An 18,335-nucleotide genomic window follows, 5' to 3' on the forward strand; every position below is an offset into this window, starting at 1 on the left:
AAGGACGAGCGCACGCAGGAGCTCATCGCGATCTGGACCAAGGCGACCAACGAGGACGCCGAGGCGATGAACGACAACTTCCCGTTTCACGTGAAACAGGGCGCCCACCCACATGGTCGTCTAACCGATTCCGCGCCACCCGTCGCGATCGACGCCACCCGGCACAGGAGCGCCCTCGTCGTACGGCTGACGCGTGAACACGAACGAACCGACGTCCAGGTGGCTCACGGCTCCGTCAGGCCGCCGTACGGCCTGCAGAAGTTCGCCGGCGTAGTAGCCCTCCAGCCCCGTCCAGGTGCCGTCACCGTTCGGTCGGAACCGCGAGCGACGGCCTCCGCCAGTCAACGGCCCCAGCGAGACGAGCCCGTCGGCCGTCAGGCGCAGGGCGAAGGCGTGCGTCCCCCAGTACCACTGCCCCGTCAGCTCCAGCAGCGACGGGTCGACCTCACGCAGCGGCTTCCACGGGTCGGGGATGCGCGGCTCCGCCTCGGCGACGATGCGGACCAGATCGGCCGCGACAGGGAACAGCAGCGGCCCTGAGGTGGAGTTGGCCAGGGCGACCGCCGCCACGTCGTCCTCGACGCTGATCATGAGGCACGCGAGGAAGCCGGGCAGCGAACCGGTGTGGCCGACGAGGGAGCGTCCGTTCCGACGCCGGATCTCCATGCCGAGGCAGTAGGCGTAACCGCTCGCCACGTCCGCCGCCTCATGGGCCGCAGCCGGCGTCCTCATCTCTCGCAGCGACTCGGCGCTCAGCACCCGCTCGTCGCCGTTGAGCAGGAAGGCCGCGAACCGCGCCAAGTCACCTCCTGTAGACCACAGTTGACCAGCTGGAGCCATACGCCCCAGATCCTCGGCGGGCTCGGGAAGCATCACGTCGGCCCAGGGATGCACGGCCCAGCCCCCCGCATGGGGCGCCACAGACCGCACGCTCGTGCGATGCAACCCCAGAGGTTCGAGCACTTCGCTCCGCAGGACCTCCTCCCAGGAAGCCCCACGGAGCTTCTCGACGAGAGCACCGAGCAGGGCGTAGCCCGGGTTGGAGTAGTGGAATCGCCGGCCCGGCGGGGTCAGCTGGGGTCGGTCGCCCAGGATGTCGGCGAGTTCGGGCCGCAGGGCCCCGGGGCTTCGCTCCCACCACGGGCCCGGCGTCTCGGCCGGCAGTCCTCCTGTGTGCGCGAGGAGTTCGGCGATGGTCGCCTCCCCCACGCCGGTGCCCGGCAGATGCTTCTCGAGCGGGTCCTCGAGATCGAGTGCGCCCTCGTCGCGCAGCCGCAGCACCAGAACCGCTGTGAAGGTCTTGGTGATCGAGCCGATCCGGTACTGCACGTTCTCGTCCGGCGCGTGCCCTTCCACCGAGGTCCGTGCGCCCGTCCACACCGTCGTACCGTCTCGTACGACGGCCGCGACGAGCGACGGGGTCCGGCCCTCGGCCTGCGCGACGGCGATGCGGTGCAGCAGAGCGCGACGTGTACCGGGAAGCAGTTCTCCCTGAAATGTCGTCATGGGCACAGTCCACCCGGGCTGGCGTTCCCCCGTCGAGCACATTCGGGGGCAGGGCCTGTGAGAGCCGGGGCGGATCAGGTCTGTGCCATGTCCACGAAGCGCGAGTAGTGCCCCTGGAAGGCGACGGTGATCGTCGCCGTCGGACCGTTTCGGTGCTTGCCCACGATGATGTCCGCCTCGCCCGCACGGGGCGACTCCTTCTCGTACGCGTCCTCGCGGTGCAGAAGGATCACCATGTCGGCGTCCTGCTCGATGGAGCCCGACTCACGCAGGTCGGACACCATCGGCTTCTTGTCCGTGCGCTGCTCGGGACCACGGTTGAGCTGGGAGAGCGCGATCACCGGAACTTCCAGCTCCTTGGCCAGGAGCTTGAGGTTCCGGGACATGTCCGAGACTTCCTGCTGACGGCTTTCGGCGCGCTTGGATCCCCCGGACTGCATCAGCTGCAGATAGTCGATGATCACCAGCCTGATGTCGTTGCGCTGCTTCAGCCGACGGCACTTCGCGCGGATCTCCATCATCGACAGGTTCGGGGAGTCGTCGATGTACAGAGGCGCGGAGGAGACCTCGGGCATCCGGCGCGCCAGACGCGTCCAGTCCTCGTCCGTCATGGTGCCGGACCGCATGTGGTGAAGGGCGACCCGGGCCTCCGCGGACAGCAGACGCATCGCGATCTCGTTGCGACCCATTTCCAGGGAGAAGATGACGCTCGGCAGGTTGTGCTTGATCGACGCGGCCCGGGCGAAGTCGAGGGCCAGAGTCGACTTACCCATGGCGGGACGGGCCGCGATGACGATCATCTGGCCCGGGTGCAGACCGTTGGTGAGCGAGTCGAAGTCGGTGAACCCGGTGGGCACGCCGGTCATCTCGCCGCTGCGCGAGCCGATCGCCTCGATCTCGTCGAGAGCGCCCTCCATGATGTCGCCGAGCGGGAGGTAGTCCTCACTGGTGCGCTGCTCGGTGACCGCGTAGACCTCTGCCTGGGCGCGGTTGACGATCTCGTCGACGTCGTCGTCGGCCGCGTATCCCATCTGCGTGATGCGGGTCCCGGCCTCGACCAGGCGGCGAAGAACGGCCCGCTCGTGCACGATCTCCGCGTAGTACGCCGCGTTGGCGGCCGTCGGCACCGTCTGGACAAGGGTGTGCAGGTACGAGGCGCCGCCGACCTTGTTGATCTCGCCGCGCTTGGTGAGCTCGGCCGCGATCGTGATGGGGTCGGCCGGCTCGCCCTTGGCGTAGACGTCGAGGACGGCCTGAAAGATCGTCTCGTGGGCCGGCTTGTAGAAGTCGTGGCCCTTGAGGATCTCGACGACATCGGCGATGGCGTCCTTGGACAGGAGCATGCCGCCGAGGACGGACTGCTCGGCGTCAATGTCCTGCGGCGGTACCCGCTCGAACGACGGGGACGATCCGCCGTCCCACGCTCCGTTGTCCCTGCCTCGCTCGTGCTGTTCGTCGCGGCCCCGGGCTCCGTCGTCCCGTCGGCGGGAGGCGGGCAGACGATCACTGGGTCCGCTGTCGGCCCACGGGTCGTCCAAGGGCTCGGAAATACTCACCGAGCCACCTCCTCCCGTCCGCCGAAGCAGACCTAGCCGTGCCCCTCTTTTCTACGGCACGGCACTGACAAATAAGAGGCCCAACTCCGGTTGGCACGCGCCGGTTTTGTGGCGTTCTGAAAACCGGCGGACGGAGCGGGCGCCGGACCACCGTAGGCCTGTCGGCACCGTCAGCCAATCTGGTTATCCACAGGCCATGTGGACGACGGCCCAGATGCTGTGGAGAACTCCGCGAAACCTGTGTACGACCCAGTGGACAGGCCTGTGAACAAGCGACACCGGTCGGCGAAGAAGAAGCTCTGACCTGCACGTTTACCGTCCACGGGCTGTGTAGAAGAAAAACTTTCCCAACCGGCCCAAGATCACCTCGAACAGTGCACAGCAGTGCGCATGCCAGGACGCGAGGTAAGGGTCACGAAACCTTTGCATCTCTTACCTGTGGACGATTAGATTGGTGCACATGACACAGGCCCCCGCGCGCCGTCCCTCCGGCCGGAGACAGCACGACCGAGAGATCATCGCGTTGGCCGTGCCGGCCTTCGGCGCCTTGGTCGCCGAGCCCCTCTTCCTCATGGCCGACACCGCCATCGTGGGCCATCTGGGCACGGCCCAACTCGCCGGTCTCGGTGTAGCCTCCGCCCTGCTGATGACTGCCGTGAGCGTCTTCGTCTTCCTCGCTTACGCCACGACGGCCGCCGTGGCACGCCGTGTCGGCGCGGGCGACCTCCAAGCCGCCATCCGACAGGGCATGGACGGCATCTGGCTGGCCCTGCTCCTCGGTGCCGCCGTCGTCGCCGTGGCGTTGCCGACAGCCCCGCACCTCGTGGACCTGTTCGGCGCTTCGGACGCGGCAACTCCTTACGCGATCACGTATCTGCGCATTTCCGTGCTCGGCATACCCGCCATGCTCGTGGTCCTGGCCGCGACGGGTGTCCTGCGCGGACTGCAGGACACCCGAACCCCGCTCTATGTCGCCATCGCGGGCTTCGTCGCCAACGGCGCCCTCAACGCCGGCCTGGTCTACGGGGCAGACCTGGGGATCGCCGGTTCCGCGTGGGGCACCGTCATCGCCCAGTGCGGCATGGCCGCGGTCTATCTCGTGGTGGTTCTGCGAGGAGCACGCAAGCACGGAGCCTCATTGCGCCCGGATGCCGCCGGGATAAGGGCCTCCGCTCAAGCCGGTGTACCTCTCTTGGTGCGCACCCTCTCGCTGCGGGCCATCTTGATGATCGCAACGGCGGTCGCCGCCCGTCTCGGGGATGCCGACATAGCCGCCCACCAGATCATCCTCTCGCTGTGGAGCCTGCTGGCCTTCGCCCTCGATGCCATCGCCATCGCGGGACAGGCCATCATTGGGCGCTACCTCGGAGCCGGTGACGCCCAGGGCGCCCGGGACGCGTGCCGTCGCATGGTGGAGTGGGGCATCGCCGTCGGCGTCGTCCTCGGCGCTCTGGTGATTCTCACCCGACCGGCATTCCTGCCCTTGTTCACCAGCGACCCAGCCGTGAAGGACGTGGCGCTGCCCGCCCTGATCATCGTCGCCCTCTCCCAGCCGATCTCCGGGATCGTCTTCGTCCTGGACGGCATACTGATGGGCGCCGGCGACGGTCCGTATCTCGCCTGGGCCATGCTGCTCACCCTGGCGGTGTTCACACCGGCAGCTCTCCTGGTCCCGGTACTGGGCGGCGGCCTGACCGCGCTCTGGGTCACGATGACGCTGATGATGACCGTTCGCATGCTGACCCTGTGGCTCCGCACCCGCTCGGGCCGCTGGATCGTGACAGGCGCTACCCGCTGACCGTGCGCATAGGGCGCTGTCTGTTTCACGTGGAACGCTCTGTGTTTCACGTGAAACACGGGATGCTCCACAGAACGCGGTGTTTCACGTGAAACATGGTCGCTCGACAGGCCCGCCCACCAGGCACGAAGGGGCCGCACCCCATAGGGTGCGGCCCCTTCGCCTACTGCCTCAGCGAGCGCGGTGCTCAGGCCGCGACGACCTCGATGTTGACCTTGGCGGCAACCTCGGGGTGCAGACGCACGGACGTCTCGTGAGCGCCCAGCGTCTTGATCGGCGAGCCGAGCTCGATGCGGCGCTTGTCGACCTCGGGGCCACCGGAAGCCTTGATCGCGGAAGCGATGTCGGCCGGGGTGACGGAACCGAAGAGACGACCGGCGTCGCCGGAGCGGACGGCCAGACGGACCTTGACGCCCTCGAGCTGGGCCTTCACGGCGTTGGCCTGCTCGATGGTCTGGATCTCGTGGATCTTGCGAGCACGACGGATCTGCTCGACGTCCTTCTCGCCACCCTTTGTCCAGCGGATAGCGAACTTCCGCGGGATCAGGTAGTTGCGAGCGTAACCGTCCTTGACGTCGACGACGTCGCCCGCGGCACCGAGGCCGGAGACCTCGTGGGTGAGGATGATCTTCATGTGTCGGTCACCCTTCCCTTATCGCGCGGTGGACGTGTAGGGCAGCAGCGCCATCTCACGGCTGTTCTTCACGGCCGTGGCGACGTCACGCTGGTGCTGCGTGCAGTTGCCGGTCACGCGGCGGGCACGGATCTTGCCGCGGTCGGAAATGAACTTCCGCAGCATGTTCGTGTCCTTGTAGTCCACGTACGTGACCTTGTCCTTGCAGAAAGCGCAGACCTTCTTCTTCGGCTTGCGCACAGGCGGCTTCGCCATGATGTTTCTCCTGTGTGATCAAGAAGTGTGGGGTGCGAGCCCGCCCTTAGAAGGGGGGCTCGTCCGAGTAGCCGCCACCGCCGCCGCCGGAGTTTCCACCCCAGCCGCCGCCACCGCCCTGGTTGCCACCGGCGGGAGCGCCGGTCGCCCACGGGTCGTCGGCGGGAGCGCCGCCGCCCTGCTGGCCGCCACCGGGGCCGCCGCCCCAGCCGCCGCCACCCTGGCCGCCGCCACCGCCGTAGCCGCCCTGGCCACCCTGTCCGCCGCGGCCGGTGGTCTTGGTGACCTTGGCCGTGGCGTTGCGCAGGCTGGCGCCGACTTCCTCGACGTCCAGCTCGTAGACCGTGCGCTTGACACCCTCACGGTCCTCGTAGGACCGCTGCTTCAGCCGGCCCTGCACGATGACGCGCATGCCTCGCTGGAGCGACTCGGCGACGTTCTCCGCCGCCTGACGCCAGACCGAGCAGGTCAGGAAGAGGCTTTCGCCGTCCTTCCACTCGTTCGTCTGGCGGTCGAAGGTGCGGGGGGTGGACGCGACACGGAACTTCGCGACCGCCGCACCGGAGGGGGTGAAGCGCAGCTCGGGGTCGTCGACAAGATTGCCGACGACCGTGATGACGGTCTCGCCTGCCATGGGGGAACCTCTCGGCGGGTTTGCTCTGGCTGCTTGCTACTCGAATCCCGGAATCAGCTGAGCCGGGAAGCTCAGTGGGTCTCGGGACGGAGGACCTTGGTCCGGAGGACCGACTCGTTCAGGTTCATCTGGCGGTCGAGCTCCTTGACGACCGCAGGCTCGGCCTGCAGGTCGATGACCGAGTAGATGCCCTCGGGCTTCTTCTTGATCTCGTACGCGAGACGACGACGACCCCAGGTGTCGACCTTCTCGACCTTTCCGCCGCCGTCACGGACGACAGAGAGGAAGTTCTCGATCAGCGGAGAGACAGCGCGCTCCTCGACCTCGGGGTCGAGGATGACCATCACCTCGTAGTGACGCATGTGGAACCCACCTCCTTTGGACTCAGCGGCCACGGTCGTTCCGTGGCAGGAGGGTTGTGATGCGTAGCAACGGTATCGGCCATCACTGACAATCGGGGTTCTGAGGAGAAGCCCCTGCCATGACGTGGGCAGACACCGGTGCGGACGGTACAGAGTACCCGCACAGCGGCTTGCGGTTGAAATCCGGCCGTCTGGGCAGCCAATCTGTACACATCGGGTGTGTATGGCGCTACGGTGCGCCGACTTTCGCAGGAGGTGCCCTATGGCACAGGCATTGCGATCCAACACCGGTGGCGGCCTCTTCGCCACGGACGGCAAGCCCCATCCCCTCCAGGACGCCCTGCTCGCGGTGACCCTGGTGCTGGGCCTCTTGTCGTTCCTCACGGCGATCATCGACGAAGACCTGCATCTGCTCAGCTCCTGGGCCGGCCTGGTGGGCATCCTCACGGGTGCGTACGGCCAGTGGATCTCGGAGACGACCCGGGAGCGCTTCGGTCTCATCCTCGGCCTGGGCGCATCGGGCGTCGGGTTCTTCCTGGGCATGGCGCACGGCGGCCTCATCGGCTGACGCCAGGGACACCTCCTCAACCGAAGACCGGAGCACGCCCCGGTCGGCCTCGGGCCGGGACGTGGGCCCCGTACGCCCAACCGGCGCGCTCCCAAGGCGCAGTAGGCTTCGCGCGAGAGCCGGAGCCCCTGACCCCATGGGGACACACCAGCCCGAGGAGCGCCCCGAAATGAGCCTGACCCTGAGGACCATCAGTCGCGAGCAGCATCTGGCCTACATCCAGAGCCTGCCGTCGGCGAGCCACATGCAGGTCCCGGCCTGGGCTGACGTCAAGGCGGAGTGGCGCTCCGAGAACCTCGGCTGGTTCGACGACCGCACCGGCGAGATGGTCGGCGCGGGTCTGGTCCTCTACCGGCAGCTTCCCAAGATCAAGCGGTACCTCGCCTACCTGCCCGAGGGCCCGGTCATCAACTGGTTCGCGCCGAATCTGCAGGAATGGCTCGAACCGATGCTGGCGCACCTGAAGCAGCAGGGGGCCTTCTCCGTGAAGATGGGGCCGCCGGTGATCATCCGGCGCTGGGAGGCCCCGTCGATCAAGCAGGGCATCCAGAACCCGGACGTCAAGCGTCTCCGCGACATCGAGGCCGACCACATCGAGCCGCGTGCCTTCGAGGTGGCCGACAAGCTGCGCCGCATGGGCTGGCAGCAGGGTGAGGACGGCGGTGCCGGCTTCGGTGACGTCCAGCCGCGCTACGTGTACCAGGTGCCGCTGGCGAATCGTTCCCTGGAAGAGGTCCACAAGAACTTCAACCAGCTGTGGCGCCGCAACATCAAGAAGGCCGAGAAGGCCGGCGTGGAGGTCGTCCAGGGCGGCTACCAGGACCTCGAGGAATGGCAGCGGCTGTACGAGATCACGGCCGTGCGCGACCACTTCCGGCCGCGCCCGCTGTCGTACTTCCAGCGCATGTGGACGGCCCTCAACACCGAGGACCCCAACCGCATGCGGCTGTACTTCGCCCGGCACAACGGCGTGAACCTGTCGGCGGCGACCATGCTGATCGTGGGTGGGCACGTCTGGTACTCCTACGGCGCCTCCGACAACATCGGCCGCGAGGTGCGACCCTCGAACGCGATGCAGTGGCGGATGCTGCGCGACGCCTACGCGCTCGGTGCCACCGTCTACGACCTGCGCGGCATCTCCGACTCGCTGGACGAGACCGACCACCTCTTCGGTCTGATCCAGTTCAAGGTGGGTACCGGCGGCCAGGCGGCCGAATACCTCGGCGAGTGGGACTTCCCGCTGAACAAGCTGCTGCACAAGGCGCTCGACATCTACATGTCGCGCCGCTGATGTCCCGTTCAGTGCTTCTATACCTCTGATACACGGCAACCGCCGATACACGGCACCGCGAGAAAGGTTCCAGGTCCGGTCATGGCGCTCACGCTCTACGTCGACACCGCGCGCTGGCGTGCGCACCACAAGCACGTGCAGGAGCAGTTCCCGGGCCTCGTGCCGGTCTGCAAGGGCAACGGCTACGGCTTCGGGCACGAGCGGCTGGCGGAGGAGGCCACGCGGCTGGGCTCGGACGTCCTGGCCGTCGGCACGACCTACGAGGCCGCCCGGATCAAGGACTGGTTCGGCGGTGACCTGCTGGTGCTGACGCCGTACCGGCGCGGCGAGGAGCCGGTGCCGCTGCCGGACCGGGTCATCCGCTCCGTCTCGTCGATAGACGGTGTCTACGGTCTGGTCGGTGCGCGCGTCGTCATCGAGGTGATGTCCTCGATGAAGCGGCACGGCATCGGCGAGCAGGACCTGGCCCAGCTGCACGCGGCCATCGAGAACGTCCGTCTCGAAGGCTTCGCCATCCACCTCCCGCTGGACCGGACCGACGGCTCGGACGCCGTCGAGGAGGTCATCGGCTGGATGGACCGGCTGCGTGCCGCCCGGCTGCCCCTGCACACCATGTTCGTCAGCCACCTCAAGGCCGAGGACCTCGCCCGGCTCCAGCAGCAGTTCCCGCAGACCCGCTTCCGGGCCCGCATCGGCACGCGGCTGTGGCTGGGAGACCACGACGCCACCGAGTACCGCGGGGCGGTCCTGGACGTCACGCGCGTGGCCAAGGGGGACCGTTTCGGCTACCGGCAGCAGAAGGCGGCCTCGGACGGCTTCCTGGTGGTCGTGGCGGGCGGCACGTCGCACGGAGTGGGTCTGGAGGCTCCCAAGGCGCTGCACGGCGTCATGCCGCGCGCCAAGGGAGTCGCCCGTGCCGGCCTCGCGACGGTGAACCGGAACCTTTCTCCGTTCGTCTGGGGCGGCAAGCAGCGCTGGTTCGCGGAGCCGCCGCACATGCAGGTCTCGATCCTCTTCGTACCGGCGGACGCGCCCGAGCCGAAGGTCGGCGAGGAACTGGTCGCCCATCTGCGCCACACCACCACGCAGTTCGACCGGATCGTGGACCGCTGACCGTCGCGAGAGACCGTCTCGCGCAGGGCAGCAAGAAGGCCGTACACGGTGCCCCGTGTACGGCCTTCGACGTTCCCGGCCACGGCGTTCCGGGGGGCGGTTCGCTCAGAGCGAACCCCCCGTGGCACGGGGCCCGCCCCACTCGACCGGTGTCGCGTCGGACTCGGCGGTCACGCGCTGCCGGGGGCGGGCCGCCGGGCCGAGGACGAAGACGTCGTCGGCCCCGTCGAGGACACCGCCCGAGGGGTCGTCGTGACCGGACCGGCGCACCGGATCCCGATCCGGCATGAAGATGTCGCGCACGACCATCACGCACAGGTACAACGTCCCCAACAGATGCAGACCGATGGCCCAGTGGTAGCCGTCGGTGGGCAGCCCCTTGTGAGCGTCTCCGCTGGTCGTGTACGCGAGGTACAGCCAGATCCCCAGGAAGTACGCCACCTCGCAGGCCTGCCAGATCAGGAAGTCCCGCCACTTCGGCCGGGCGAGAGCGGCCAGCGGCACCAGCCACAGCACGTACTGCGGCGAGTAGACCTTGTTGGTGAGGATGAAGGCCGCGACGATCAGGAAGGCGAGCTGGGCGAACCGTGGGCGGCGCGGGGCGGTGAGTGCGAGCGCCGCGACAGCCGCACAGCACACCAGCATCAGCAGCGTGGCCAGGGTGTTGACGGTGTCGGTGCTGAGCGGGTCGTCCGAGTTCTGCGCCATGATCAGCCAGAAGGAGCCGAAGTCGACGCCCCTCTCCTGGCTGAACGTGTAGAACTTCGACCAGCCCTCGAAGGCGAAGAGCATCACCGGTCCGTTCACGACGACCCAGGCGACGATCGCGCCCCCCAACGCCGTCCCGAACTCGCGCCACCTGCCCGCGCGCCAGCACAGCACCATCAGGGGCCCGAGGAGCAGGAAGGGATAGAGCTTGGCGGCCGTGGCAAGCCCCAGCAGGACGCCGAAAGCGAGGGAGCGGCCACGTGACCACATCAGCATCGCCGCGGCGGTCAGAGCGACCGCCAGCAGGTCCCAGTTGATGGTCGCCGTCAGGGCGACGGCGGGCGCCAGGGCGACAAGCAGGCCGTCCCAGGGGCGCCGGGCATGGGTGCGGGTCACGCAGACGGCGATGACCGACGCGCACACCATGAGCATTCCGGCGTTGACCATCCAGTACCACTGCTCCTGGTCCTGGATGGTGCCGCTGCCGGGCGTGAGCCACGAGGCGACCTCCATGAAGACACCGGTGAGCACCGGATACTCCAGGTACTGCATGTCGCCGGGGAGCCTGTCGAAGTACGGCACGAGTCCGTCGGCGAATCCGCGTCCCTGGTAGAGGTGCGGGATGTCCGAGTAGCACGCGTGCGTGTACTGGGAGCTGGCTCCGAAGAACCAGGCGCCGTTGTAGCAGGGCGCCTTCTGGACCAGGCCGAGGGCGAACATGCCGATCGCCACCAGCGCGATCACCCGCACGGGCGTCCACCAGGACGACCCGAGCAGGGCACGCCGTCCGAGCGGACCGCCGATCAGCTCGCTGCCGGCCGCGGCGACCTCGTCCTCCTTGGTCGGCCGCACCGGCTCCCGCTCATGGACGCTCGCTTGCGTCGATTCTGCACTGGGCATGCCGCACATCCTGCCGTACGTGTCCAGGAAAACGCCGAGGGCCGCCGTACCCCGCGGGGACGGCGGCCCTTGTTTCACGTGAAACACCTTCGCGTTTCACGTGAAACACCCAAGCCGGGCGATCTGCCGGCGACTACCCTTCGGGGCCTCCGAAGATGCCGCCGTTGCCGTTGCCTCTGCTGTTGCCGCCATCCAGGTTCGTATCGGTTGGCGTGGGCTCGGGAGAGACTCCTCCGTCCGTGCCTCCGTTGCCGGTGCCGCCGTTCTGCGCGCCACCGTCCTCCTCACAGCCGAAGAACCCGCAGGTGTCGCTCGGCGTCGGCGACGGAGACGAGCTCTCGGTCGGCGTGGGACTCGGCGACTCGGTCACGGTCTGGCTGGGCTCCACGCTGGGCGTCGGCTTCGGCGACGGAGCACCCACCTCGTCCTGGATCTCGCCGATACTCTCGGCCTCGGGGAAGCCGAGGTCGGGCTTGCCCTTCAGTGCGGCCTTCATGTACTCGGTCCACACCAGCGTGGGGACGTCACCGCCGTGGATGGACTCCTCACCCGCGGTGCCGTTCATGGACAGCAGCTTGGCGCTCTTGGGGTCCTCACGGAACATCGCGACCGAGGTCGACAACTGCTGGGTGTAGCCGACGAACCAAGCCGACTTGTTCTCGTCGGTGGTACCGGTCTTGCCGGCCGCCGTACGGCCCAGGGAGAGAGCGTTCTTACCCGTACCGTTCTGGATGACGTTCTCCAGAACGTCCGTGACGTTGTTGGCCACCTGCTCGGGCATCGCCCGCGTGACCCTCGGCTTGTCGAAGCCCTCGACCTCCTGGCCGTTGGACTTGACGCTGGTCACCGAGTACGGAGCGGCCTGCTTGCCCGCCGCTGCGAACGTCGCGTAGGCGTCGGCCATACGGATCGCACTGGGAGTCGACGTACCGAGCGCGAACGACGGGTTGAGGGTGGCGAAGCTGGCGTCCAGGATGCCGGACTTCTCCGCCACGTCCCGCACGTTCTTCATCCCCACGTCCATGCCGAGCTGCACGAACGGCGTGTTGACCGACTGCTCCATCGCCTTGCGCAGGGAGATGTAGCCCCAGGGATGGTCGCTCTCGTTCTCCTGGAAGAACGGGGTGTTGTCCTTCTTCAGCACGTAGGTGCCGTCGTTGTTCTTGACCTTGAGGTGGTCGTTGCCGTTGTACTTGCTCAGCGGCGAGAGGGGACCGTTGCTCCGGTACGTGCCGTGCTCCATCGCGGCGGCGAGCACGAACGGCTTCCACGTCGAACCGACGGGGACACCCGAGGTGTCCGCGTTGTTGTTGAAGTGGCCGTTCTCGTAGCCCGCACCGCCGTACAACGCGACGATCGCGCCGTCCTTGGGCTTCACCGACGCCGCACCGAACTGGACGTGCTTGTCCAGCTCACGGTTCTTCGGGTCCAGCTTCTGCTTCTCGACCTTCTTGACGGCCTTCGCCAGCGCCTCCACCTTGTCCTTCTGGAAGGTGGTCTTGATCTGGTAGCCGCCCAGGTCGAACTGCTTCTCGGAGATGTTTGAGTGGCTCAGGACGTACTTCTTGGCCGTCTCCGCCAGGTAGCCGATCTGGCCGCTCATGCCCTTGGAGGCCTTGCGGTCCTGGGGCATGGGGTACTTCTTGATCGCGTCCTGATACTGCTTGTCCGTGATCCTCTCGTCGTTGTGCATCTGCTCGAGGATCCAGGCCCAACGGTCCTTGGAACGCTTGGTGTTCTTGGCCTTGCTCGCGTTCGCGTCGATGCTGCCGTTGCCCGCGGGGTCGTAGTACGTCGGGCCCTTCAGCAGCGCGGCGAGGAAGGCGCACTCACTCGGCGTGAGGTCCTTCGCCTCCTTGCCGTAATAGGCCTGGGCAGCGGCCTGGATGCCGTAGGCGCCCCGGCCGTAGTACGAGGTGTTCAGGTAGCCCTGGAGGATCACCGGCTTGGAGACCTTCGTGCCCACCTTGATGGAGATGAACATCTCCTTGAACTTACGGCTGACCGTCTGTTCCTGGCTCAGGTAGGTGTTCTTGACGAACTGCTGGGTGATCGTCGAACCACCCTGCGTGTCACCGCCCCGGGCCATGTTCGCCAGGGCGCGGGCGATACCCATGGGGTCGACACCCGAGTCGTCGTAGAAGCTCTTGTTCTCGGCCGAGATCACCGCCCACTGCATGGCCTTCGGGATCCGGTCGATCGTGACGTTCTGCCGGTTCTGACCACTGCCGGCCGCGACCATCTGGCTGCCGTCGGCCCAGTAGTAGACGTTGTTCTGTGACAGGGCCGCGGCGTTCTCCTCATTGGGGACGCCCACCATGGCGTAGCCGATGCCCGCCACGGCCACCAGGCTGCCGAAGAAGCCGATGCACAGTCCGGAAACGAGCTTCCAGGACGGCATCCAGCGCTGCCAGCCGTACTTGCCGGCCCGCGGATAGTCGATCAGCCGCTTCTTGTCCGGGACGGCGGCAGGGCGCCCTCTGCCCCGGCCGGGCCCGCCAGGCCCTCCGGGTACGGCGCGCCGGCCGCCACGGGCCGGCTCGGCGGCTCTGCGGCGGCTGCCACCCGTACTTCTCTGCGCCGCACGACGGGCCTCGGCACGGCCGCCGTACTGACGCTCCTCACCCCCCGAGTCGTACGAGCCCGACCCATAGGAGTCGGACGGAGACCCGGTGGCGCCTCGCGGTGCCGCACGGCGGCCGGAGGGCGAAGCGGACGTGCCGCGTCGGGCCGCGGCACGTCCGCCTCCCTGCGGCTGCTGCGGTTTGCGACGGTGCTCGCTCATCGAACGACTACTCCTCGGGCAGGCGCACCCCTGCGCGCCTGGAAACGGCGGCTTGTTTCCGGTCCCCCCGAAGTACGGATGCGGTCGGCTCCGCATTCATCGGTCCCGCATGCACCCGTACTACACCGATGACGACGACGCGCTCAGGCGTCACTCGGTTCCCGGTGATGTGCATGGCGCACAGACTACGCACCGCCAAAACCTGCCGAGCCCAGAAGTTCACCTCAAATCAGGCAACTCACGTCGGATGAATCGGTGATGTGATCCCGTTCACCCACCCCCCTCTTGTCGCATCCGGAAGGCCGTTCTATCGTCGTGATGTATCGACTCGATACATCAGCTCGACACATCGGCCCGAGACATCGGACTGATGCACGCGCACCGCGGTGAGAGGAGGCGACGATGAGCCGGCGTTCCGGGATCCTCGAGTTCGCCGTACTCGGTCTGCTCCGCGAATCTCCGATGCACGGCTATGAGCTGCGCAAACGGCTCAACACATCGCTGGGTGTGTTCCGTGCGTTCAGCTACGGAACGCTCTACCCCTGCCTCAAGACGCTGGTCGCAAACGGCTGGTTGATCGAGGAAACGGGCAGCACCACCGAGGACGCCCTCGCCGCCCCGCTCGCGGGGCGCCGCGCCAAGATCGTCTACCGGTTGACGGCGGAGGGTAAGGAGCACTTCGAGCAGCTGCTCTCGCAGACCGGACCCGACGCGTACGAGGACGAAACCTTCGCAGCCCGTTTCGCCTTCTTCGGGCAAACCTCACGCGATGTCCGCATGCGCGTGCTGGAGGGCCGCCGCAGCCGGCTGGAGGAGCGGCTGGAGAAGATGAGTGCCTCCCTGGCCCGGACCCGGGAGCGCCTCGACGACTACACGCTAGAGCTCCAGCGCCACGGGATGGAGTCCGTGGAGCGCGAGGTGCGCTGGCTGAACGAGCTCATCGAGAGCGAGCGGGCGGGGCGGGACCTCAAGGGTCCGGCCGCCGGAGAGCCCGCTTCGCATGACACCACATCTGGAGCGTCGGGCGCCCTGCCCCGGCCGGGGGACGCCCCCCAGCCGGATGCGCCCGACGACACCGCCACGTGAGAGCCCACTCAGGGCCTCACTCGTACACACAGGGAGCAACCGGAATGGGTTCGGTTCGCGTAGCCATCGTCGGTGTGGGCAACTGCGCCGCATCGCTGGTGCAGGGAGTCGAGTACTACAAGGACGCCGACCCGGCGTCCAAGGTGCCGGGCCTGATGCACGTCCAGTTCGGCGACTACCACGTGCGCGACGTCGAGTTCGTCGCCGCGTTCGACGTGGACGCCAAGAAGGTCGGCCTGGACCTGGCGGACGCCATCGGCGCCTCCGAGAACAACACCATCAAGATCTGCGACGTGCCCCGCACGGGTGTCACGGTGCAGCGCGGCCACACCCTCGACGGCCTCGGCAAGTACTACCGCGAGACGATCGAGGAGTCCGCCGAGGAGCCGGTCGACGTCGTCCAGGTCCTCAAGGACCAGCAGGTCGACGTCCTCGTCTGCTACCTGCCCGTCGGTTCCGAGGACGCGGCGAAGTTCTACGCGCAGTGCGCCATCGACGCCAAGGTCGCCTTCGTCAACGCCCTTCCGGTCTTCATCGCCGGCACCAAGGAGTGGGCCGACAAGTTCACCGAGGCGGGCGTCCCGATCGTCGGCGACGACATCAAGTCCCAGGTGGGCGCCACCATCACGCACCGTGTGATGGCGAAGCTGTTCGAGGACCGGGGCGTCGTCCTGGACCGCACGATGCAGCTGAACGTCGGCGGCAACATGGACTTCAAGAACATGCTCGAGCGTGACCGCCTCGAGTCGAAGAAGATCTCCAAGACGCAGGCCGTCACCTCCCAGATCCGCGACCGCGAACTGGGCGAGGGCAACGTCCACATCGGCCCGTCCGACTACGTCGCCTGGCTGGACGACCGCAAGTGGGCCTACGTCCGCCTCGAGGGCCGCGCCTTCGGTGACGTCCCGCTGAACCTGGAGTACAAGCTCGAGGTCTGGGACTCCCCGAACTCGGCCGGCGTCATCATCGACGCCCTGCGCGCCGCGAAGATCGCCAAGGACCGCGGCATCGGTGGCCCGATCCTCTCCGCGTCGAGCTACTTCATGAAGTCCCCGCCCGTGCAGTACTTCGACGACGAGGCCCGTGAGAACGTCGAGAAGTTCATCAAGGGTGAGGTCGAGCGCTGACGCGCACAACAGTCGCTCCTGCCAAGGCTGTGAGGGTCCCCGGGTCGTACGACCCGGGGACCTTCCCCGTATGTGAGGCTGGGCCCCATGGCCGTCGTCCGTGACCTGCGCGTCCTGTTGCGCTTCCAAGGTTTCCGGCGCCTGCTCGCCGTGCGTCTGCTGTCCCAGGGGGCCGACGGCGTCTACCAGGTCGCGCTCGCCGCGTACGTGGTCTTCTCGCCGGAGAAGCAGACCTCGGCGGCGGCGGTCGCCTCCGCGATGGCGGTGCTGCTGCTTCCGTACTCACTCGTCGGCCCCTTCGCCGGTGTCCTGCTGGACCGCTGGCGGCGCCGGCAGGTCCTGCTGTACGGGAGTCTGCTGCGCGCTCTGCTGGCCGGTGCGACGGCCCTGCTGATCCTCAGCCCGGCTCCGGACTGGCTCTTCTACGTCTCGGCGCTGTGTGTCACCGCGGTCAACCGTTTCGTCCTGTCGGGCCTGTCCGCCGCCCTGCCGCGTGTGGTCGACTCCGATCGCCTGGTCATCGCCAACTCCCTTTCCCCCACCGCCGGAACGCTGGCGGCGACCGCGGGCGGCGGGCTCGCCTTCGTCGTACGCCTGGCGGTGGCGGACTCGGACGCCGCGGTGGTGCTCGTGGGAGCCGGGCTGTATCTGTGCGCGGCCCTGGCGTCGCTGAGCATGGCGCGGGAACTCCTCGGCCCTGACCGGCCCTTGGCGCGCGAGCAGCTCGGGACGGCCCTCACGGGAACGGCCCGTGACCTGGCGGCAGGCGTACGTCACCTGGCCGCTCCACAGCGCCGGGAGGCCGCCTGGGCGCTCGCGGCGATGTCGCTGATGCGGTTCTGCTACGGCGCCCTGCTGGTCATGCTGTTGATGCTGTGCCGGTACGCCCTCACCTCGACCACGGACGACGGACTGGCCCTGCTGGGACTGGCGTTGGGCGTCTCCGGAGCGGGGTTCTTCGCGGCCGCCGTGGTCACCCCCTGGACCGCGGGGAGGCTCGGGCCGGGGCGCTGGATCGTCGTGTGCGCGGGAGCCGCAGCGCTGCTGGAGCCCGCTCTCGGGCTGCCGTTCGCCACCGCCCCGATGCTGGCCGCGGCCTTCGTCCTGGGGCTGACGACTCAGGGCGCGAAGATTGCCACAGACACCATCGTCCAGTCCTCCGTCGAGGACAGCTTCCGTGGCCGGATCTTCTCGGTTTACGACGTGCTCTTCAACACTTTCTTCGTCGGCGCGGCCGCCGTCGCGGCCCTGATGCTGCCACCGGACGGCCGATCCGTGCCGTTGGTGATCACGATCGCCGTTATCTACGCGGCAGTAGCTGGTGCTATGGCACGGTTTGGCCATCAGTAAGTGTCACATCAATGACACAGAGCCACCTCTGACTACTGCGTTGTCAGCGGGGCCCGCTACCTTACGTGGGTCTTATCTCGCGACATGTTCGCGTCACTCACCATGTTCTAGGGGGACCCCCAAGTGACTACTCCGCCGCCCCAGGGCAATCCGTTCGCGCAGGGACAGCCCGCGGCTGCACCCCAGGCTCCGTTCCCGCCCCAGGGCGGCCACCCGCAGCAGCCCGGACAGCCCGGCTTCCCGCCCCAGGGCGCCGCTCCGTACGCTCCGGTCCCCCCGCAGCCGGCCGGCCGCAAGCTCAGCTTCAAGACCATCAAGAACATCGTCGTCGTCATAGCCGTGGCGACCATCGCCATCGTCGGCTACGTCACGAGCCGGGACGACGCCAACACCGCCGCCGTGGGCGACTGCATGCACCGAGGCAGCAGCAGCGACAACAACCCGGACCTGGAAGTCGTGAACTGCGACGACGCCAAGGCCCAGTACAAGGTGCTGGCCAAGATCGAGGGTTCGTTCCTCACGGACACCCTGGCCTCCAGCAAGTGCGAGGCGAAGGCCAAGGACTTCCAGTACACGTACACCGAGAGCGGTGACGGCAAGGACTTCCTGCTCTGCCTGAAGGACTACAAGAAGTAGGCAGACGCACCAAGGGGCACTGTTTC

General features: G+C 67.6%; 16 protein-coding genes. 8 read left to right on the forward strand and 8 right to left on the reverse strand.

Annotation, left to right across the window (positions count from 1 at the left end; all coding sequences use genetic code 11):
* Positions 1-120: 120 nt before the first annotated feature.
* Both AB0937_RS32400 and dnaB read right to left on the reverse strand, forming a co-directional pair.
* Positions 121-1,506 (reverse strand): serine hydrolase domain-containing protein, encoded by a 1,386-nt coding sequence (locus AB0937_RS32400; RefSeq protein WP_366716795.1) that lies wholly within the window; start codon positions 1,504-1,506, stop codon positions 121-123.
* Between the two features lie 74 nt (positions 1,507-1,580).
* Positions 1,581-3,062, reverse strand: coding sequence for a replicative DNA helicase (gene dnaB / locus AB0937_RS32405; RefSeq protein WP_366716797.1), 1,482 nt, complete (start codon positions 3,060-3,062; stop codon positions 1,581-1,583).
* 460 nt (positions 3,063-3,522) lie between these two features.
* Here dnaB and AB0937_RS32410 point away from each other — a divergent pair, with 460 nt between their 5' ends.
* Positions 3,523-4,860 carry an MATE family efflux transporter gene (locus AB0937_RS32410; protein WP_366716799.1) on the forward strand — a complete coding sequence of 446 codons (1,338 nt, stop codon included), beginning with the start codon at positions 3,523-3,525 and terminating at the stop codon, positions 4,858-4,860.
* Positions 4,861-5,047: 187 nt separating this feature from the next.
* On the opposite strand, the gene rplI is transcribed toward AB0937_RS32410, so the two are convergent.
* The 4 genes from rplI to rpsF form a co-directional block, all read right to left on the reverse strand.
* Positions 5,048-5,494, reverse strand: a complete 447-nt coding sequence (gene rplI, locus AB0937_RS32415; protein WP_033309881.1) for a 50S ribosomal protein L9 — start codon at positions 5,492-5,494, stop codon at positions 5,048-5,050.
* An 18-nt stretch (positions 5,495-5,512) separates the two neighbouring features.
* A complete protein-coding gene (gene rpsR / locus AB0937_RS32420) occupies positions 5,513-5,749 on the reverse strand; it encodes a 30S ribosomal protein S18 (protein ID WP_003949403.1) in 237 nt (78 codons plus the stop codon).
* A 46-nt stretch (positions 5,750-5,795) separates the two neighbouring features.
* A complete protein-coding gene (locus tag AB0937_RS32425; RefSeq protein ID WP_234750335.1) occupies positions 5,796-6,383 on the reverse strand; it encodes a single-stranded DNA-binding protein in 588 nt (195 codons plus the stop codon).
* 71 nt (positions 6,384-6,454) lie between these two features.
* Positions 6,455-6,745 (reverse strand): 30S ribosomal protein S6, encoded by a 291-nt coding sequence (rpsF, locus tag AB0937_RS32430; RefSeq protein ID WP_030847098.1) that lies wholly within the window; start codon positions 6,743-6,745, stop codon positions 6,455-6,457.
* Positions 6,746-7,007: 262 nt separating this feature from the next.
* Here rpsF and AB0937_RS32435 point away from each other — a divergent pair, with 262 nt between their 5' ends.
* The 3 genes from AB0937_RS32435 (at position 7,008) to AB0937_RS32445 (ending at position 9,717) form a co-directional block, all read left to right on the forward strand.
* Positions 7,008-7,313 (forward strand): hypothetical protein, encoded by a 306-nt coding sequence (locus AB0937_RS32435; RefSeq protein WP_366716803.1) that lies wholly within the window; start codon positions 7,008-7,010, stop codon positions 7,311-7,313.
* A 169-nt stretch (positions 7,314-7,482) separates the two neighbouring features.
* Entirely contained in the window at positions 7,483-8,604 is a 1,122-nt protein-coding gene (femX, locus tag AB0937_RS32440) for a peptidoglycan bridge formation glycyltransferase FemX (RefSeq protein WP_031137685.1), read from the forward strand.
* Between the two features lie 81 nt (positions 8,605-8,685).
* On the forward strand, positions 8,686-9,717 hold the full coding sequence (locus AB0937_RS32445) for an alanine racemase (protein ID WP_366716805.1): 1,032 nt from the start codon (positions 8,686-8,688) through the stop codon (positions 9,715-9,717).
* Positions 9,718-9,822: 105 nt separating this feature from the next.
* Here AB0937_RS32445 and AB0937_RS32450 read toward each other — a convergent pair whose 3' ends face one another.
* Positions 9,823-11,334 carry a glycosyltransferase 87 family protein gene (locus AB0937_RS32450; RefSeq protein ID WP_366716963.1) on the reverse strand — a complete coding sequence of 504 codons (1,512 nt, stop codon included), beginning with the start codon at positions 11,332-11,334 and terminating at the stop codon, positions 9,823-9,825.
* Between the two features lie 124 nt (positions 11,335-11,458).
* Complete coding sequence (locus AB0937_RS32455) at positions 11,459-14,110, reverse strand: transglycosylase domain-containing protein (RefSeq protein WP_366716807.1); 2,652 nt, start codon at positions 14,108-14,110, stop codon at positions 11,459-11,461.
* A gap of 402 nt (positions 14,111-14,512) precedes the next feature.
* Between AB0937_RS32455 and AB0937_RS32460 the strand changes: the two genes are divergently transcribed.
* From AB0937_RS32460 to AB0937_RS32475, 4 genes are all read left to right on the forward strand, one after another.
* Entirely contained in the window at positions 14,513-15,196 is a 684-nt protein-coding gene (locus AB0937_RS32460) for a PadR family transcriptional regulator (protein ID WP_366716809.1), read from the forward strand.
* A 44-nt stretch (positions 15,197-15,240) separates the two neighbouring features.
* On the forward strand, positions 15,241-16,323 hold the full coding sequence (locus AB0937_RS32465; protein ID WP_366716811.1) for an inositol-3-phosphate synthase: 1,083 nt from the start codon (positions 15,241-15,243) through the stop codon (positions 16,321-16,323).
* 87 nt (positions 16,324-16,410) lie between these two features.
* Positions 16,411-17,673 (forward strand): MFS transporter, encoded by a 1,263-nt coding sequence (locus AB0937_RS32470; RefSeq protein WP_366716813.1) that lies wholly within the window; start codon positions 16,411-16,413, stop codon positions 17,671-17,673.
* Between the two features lie 123 nt (positions 17,674-17,796).
* Positions 17,797-18,309 (forward strand): hypothetical protein, encoded by a 513-nt coding sequence (locus AB0937_RS32475; RefSeq protein ID WP_366716815.1) that lies wholly within the window; start codon positions 17,797-17,799, stop codon positions 18,307-18,309.
* Positions 18,310-18,335 lie beyond the last annotated feature (26 nt).

Source organism: Streptomyces sp. NPDC047880, assembly GCF_040706515.1.
In the GTDB taxonomy this organism is placed as follows: domain Bacteria; phylum Actinomycetota; class Actinomycetes; order Streptomycetales; family Streptomycetaceae; genus Streptomyces.

Bases quoted from the DNA above. Each gene is read 5' to 3' on its own strand.
- AB0937_RS32450 (WP_366716963.1), bottom strand. From the start codon at position 11,334: ATGTGCGGCATGCCCAGTGCAGAATCGACGCAAGCGAGCGTCCATGAG.
- rpsF (WP_030847098.1), bottom strand. From the start codon at position 6,745: ATGCGTCACTACGAGGTGATGGTCATCCTCGACCCCGAGGTCGAGGAG.
- AB0937_RS32435 (WP_366716803.1), top strand. From the start codon at position 7,008: ATGGCACAGGCATTGCGATCCAACACCGGTGGCGGCCTCTTCGCCACG.
- femX (WP_031137685.1), top strand. From the start codon at position 7,483: ATGAGCCTGACCCTGAGGACCATCAGTCGCGAGCAGCATCTGGCCTAC.
- rplI (WP_033309881.1), bottom strand. From the start codon at position 5,494: ATGAAGATCATCCTCACCCACGAGGTCTCCGGCCTCGGTGCCGCGGGC.
- AB0937_RS32460 (WP_366716809.1), top strand. From the start codon at position 14,513: ATGAGCCGGCGTTCCGGGATCCTCGAGTTCGCCGTACTCGGTCTGCTC.
- rpsR (WP_003949403.1), bottom strand. From the start codon at position 5,749: ATGGCGAAGCCGCCTGTGCGCAAGCCGAAGAAGAAGGTCTGCGCTTTC.
- AB0937_RS32470 (WP_366716813.1), top strand. From the start codon at position 16,411: ATGGCCGTCGTCCGTGACCTGCGCGTCCTGTTGCGCTTCCAAGGTTTC.
- AB0937_RS32455 (WP_366716807.1), bottom strand. From the start codon at position 14,110: ATGAGCGAGCACCGTCGCAAACCGCAGCAGCCGCAGGGAGGCGGACGT.
- AB0937_RS32465 (WP_366716811.1), top strand. From the start codon at position 15,241: ATGGGTTCGGTTCGCGTAGCCATCGTCGGTGTGGGCAACTGCGCCGCA.
- AB0937_RS32410 (WP_366716799.1), top strand. From the start codon at position 3,523: ATGACACAGGCCCCCGCGCGCCGTCCCTCCGGCCGGAGACAGCACGAC.
- AB0937_RS32445 (WP_366716805.1), top strand. From the start codon at position 8,686: ATGGCGCTCACGCTCTACGTCGACACCGCGCGCTGGCGTGCGCACCAC.
- AB0937_RS32400 (WP_366716795.1), bottom strand. From the start codon at position 1,506: ATGACGACATTTCAGGGAGAACTGCTTCCCGGTACACGTCGCGCTCTG.
- AB0937_RS32425 (WP_234750335.1), bottom strand. From the start codon at position 6,383: ATGGCAGGCGAGACCGTCATCACGGTCGTCGGCAATCTTGTCGACGAC.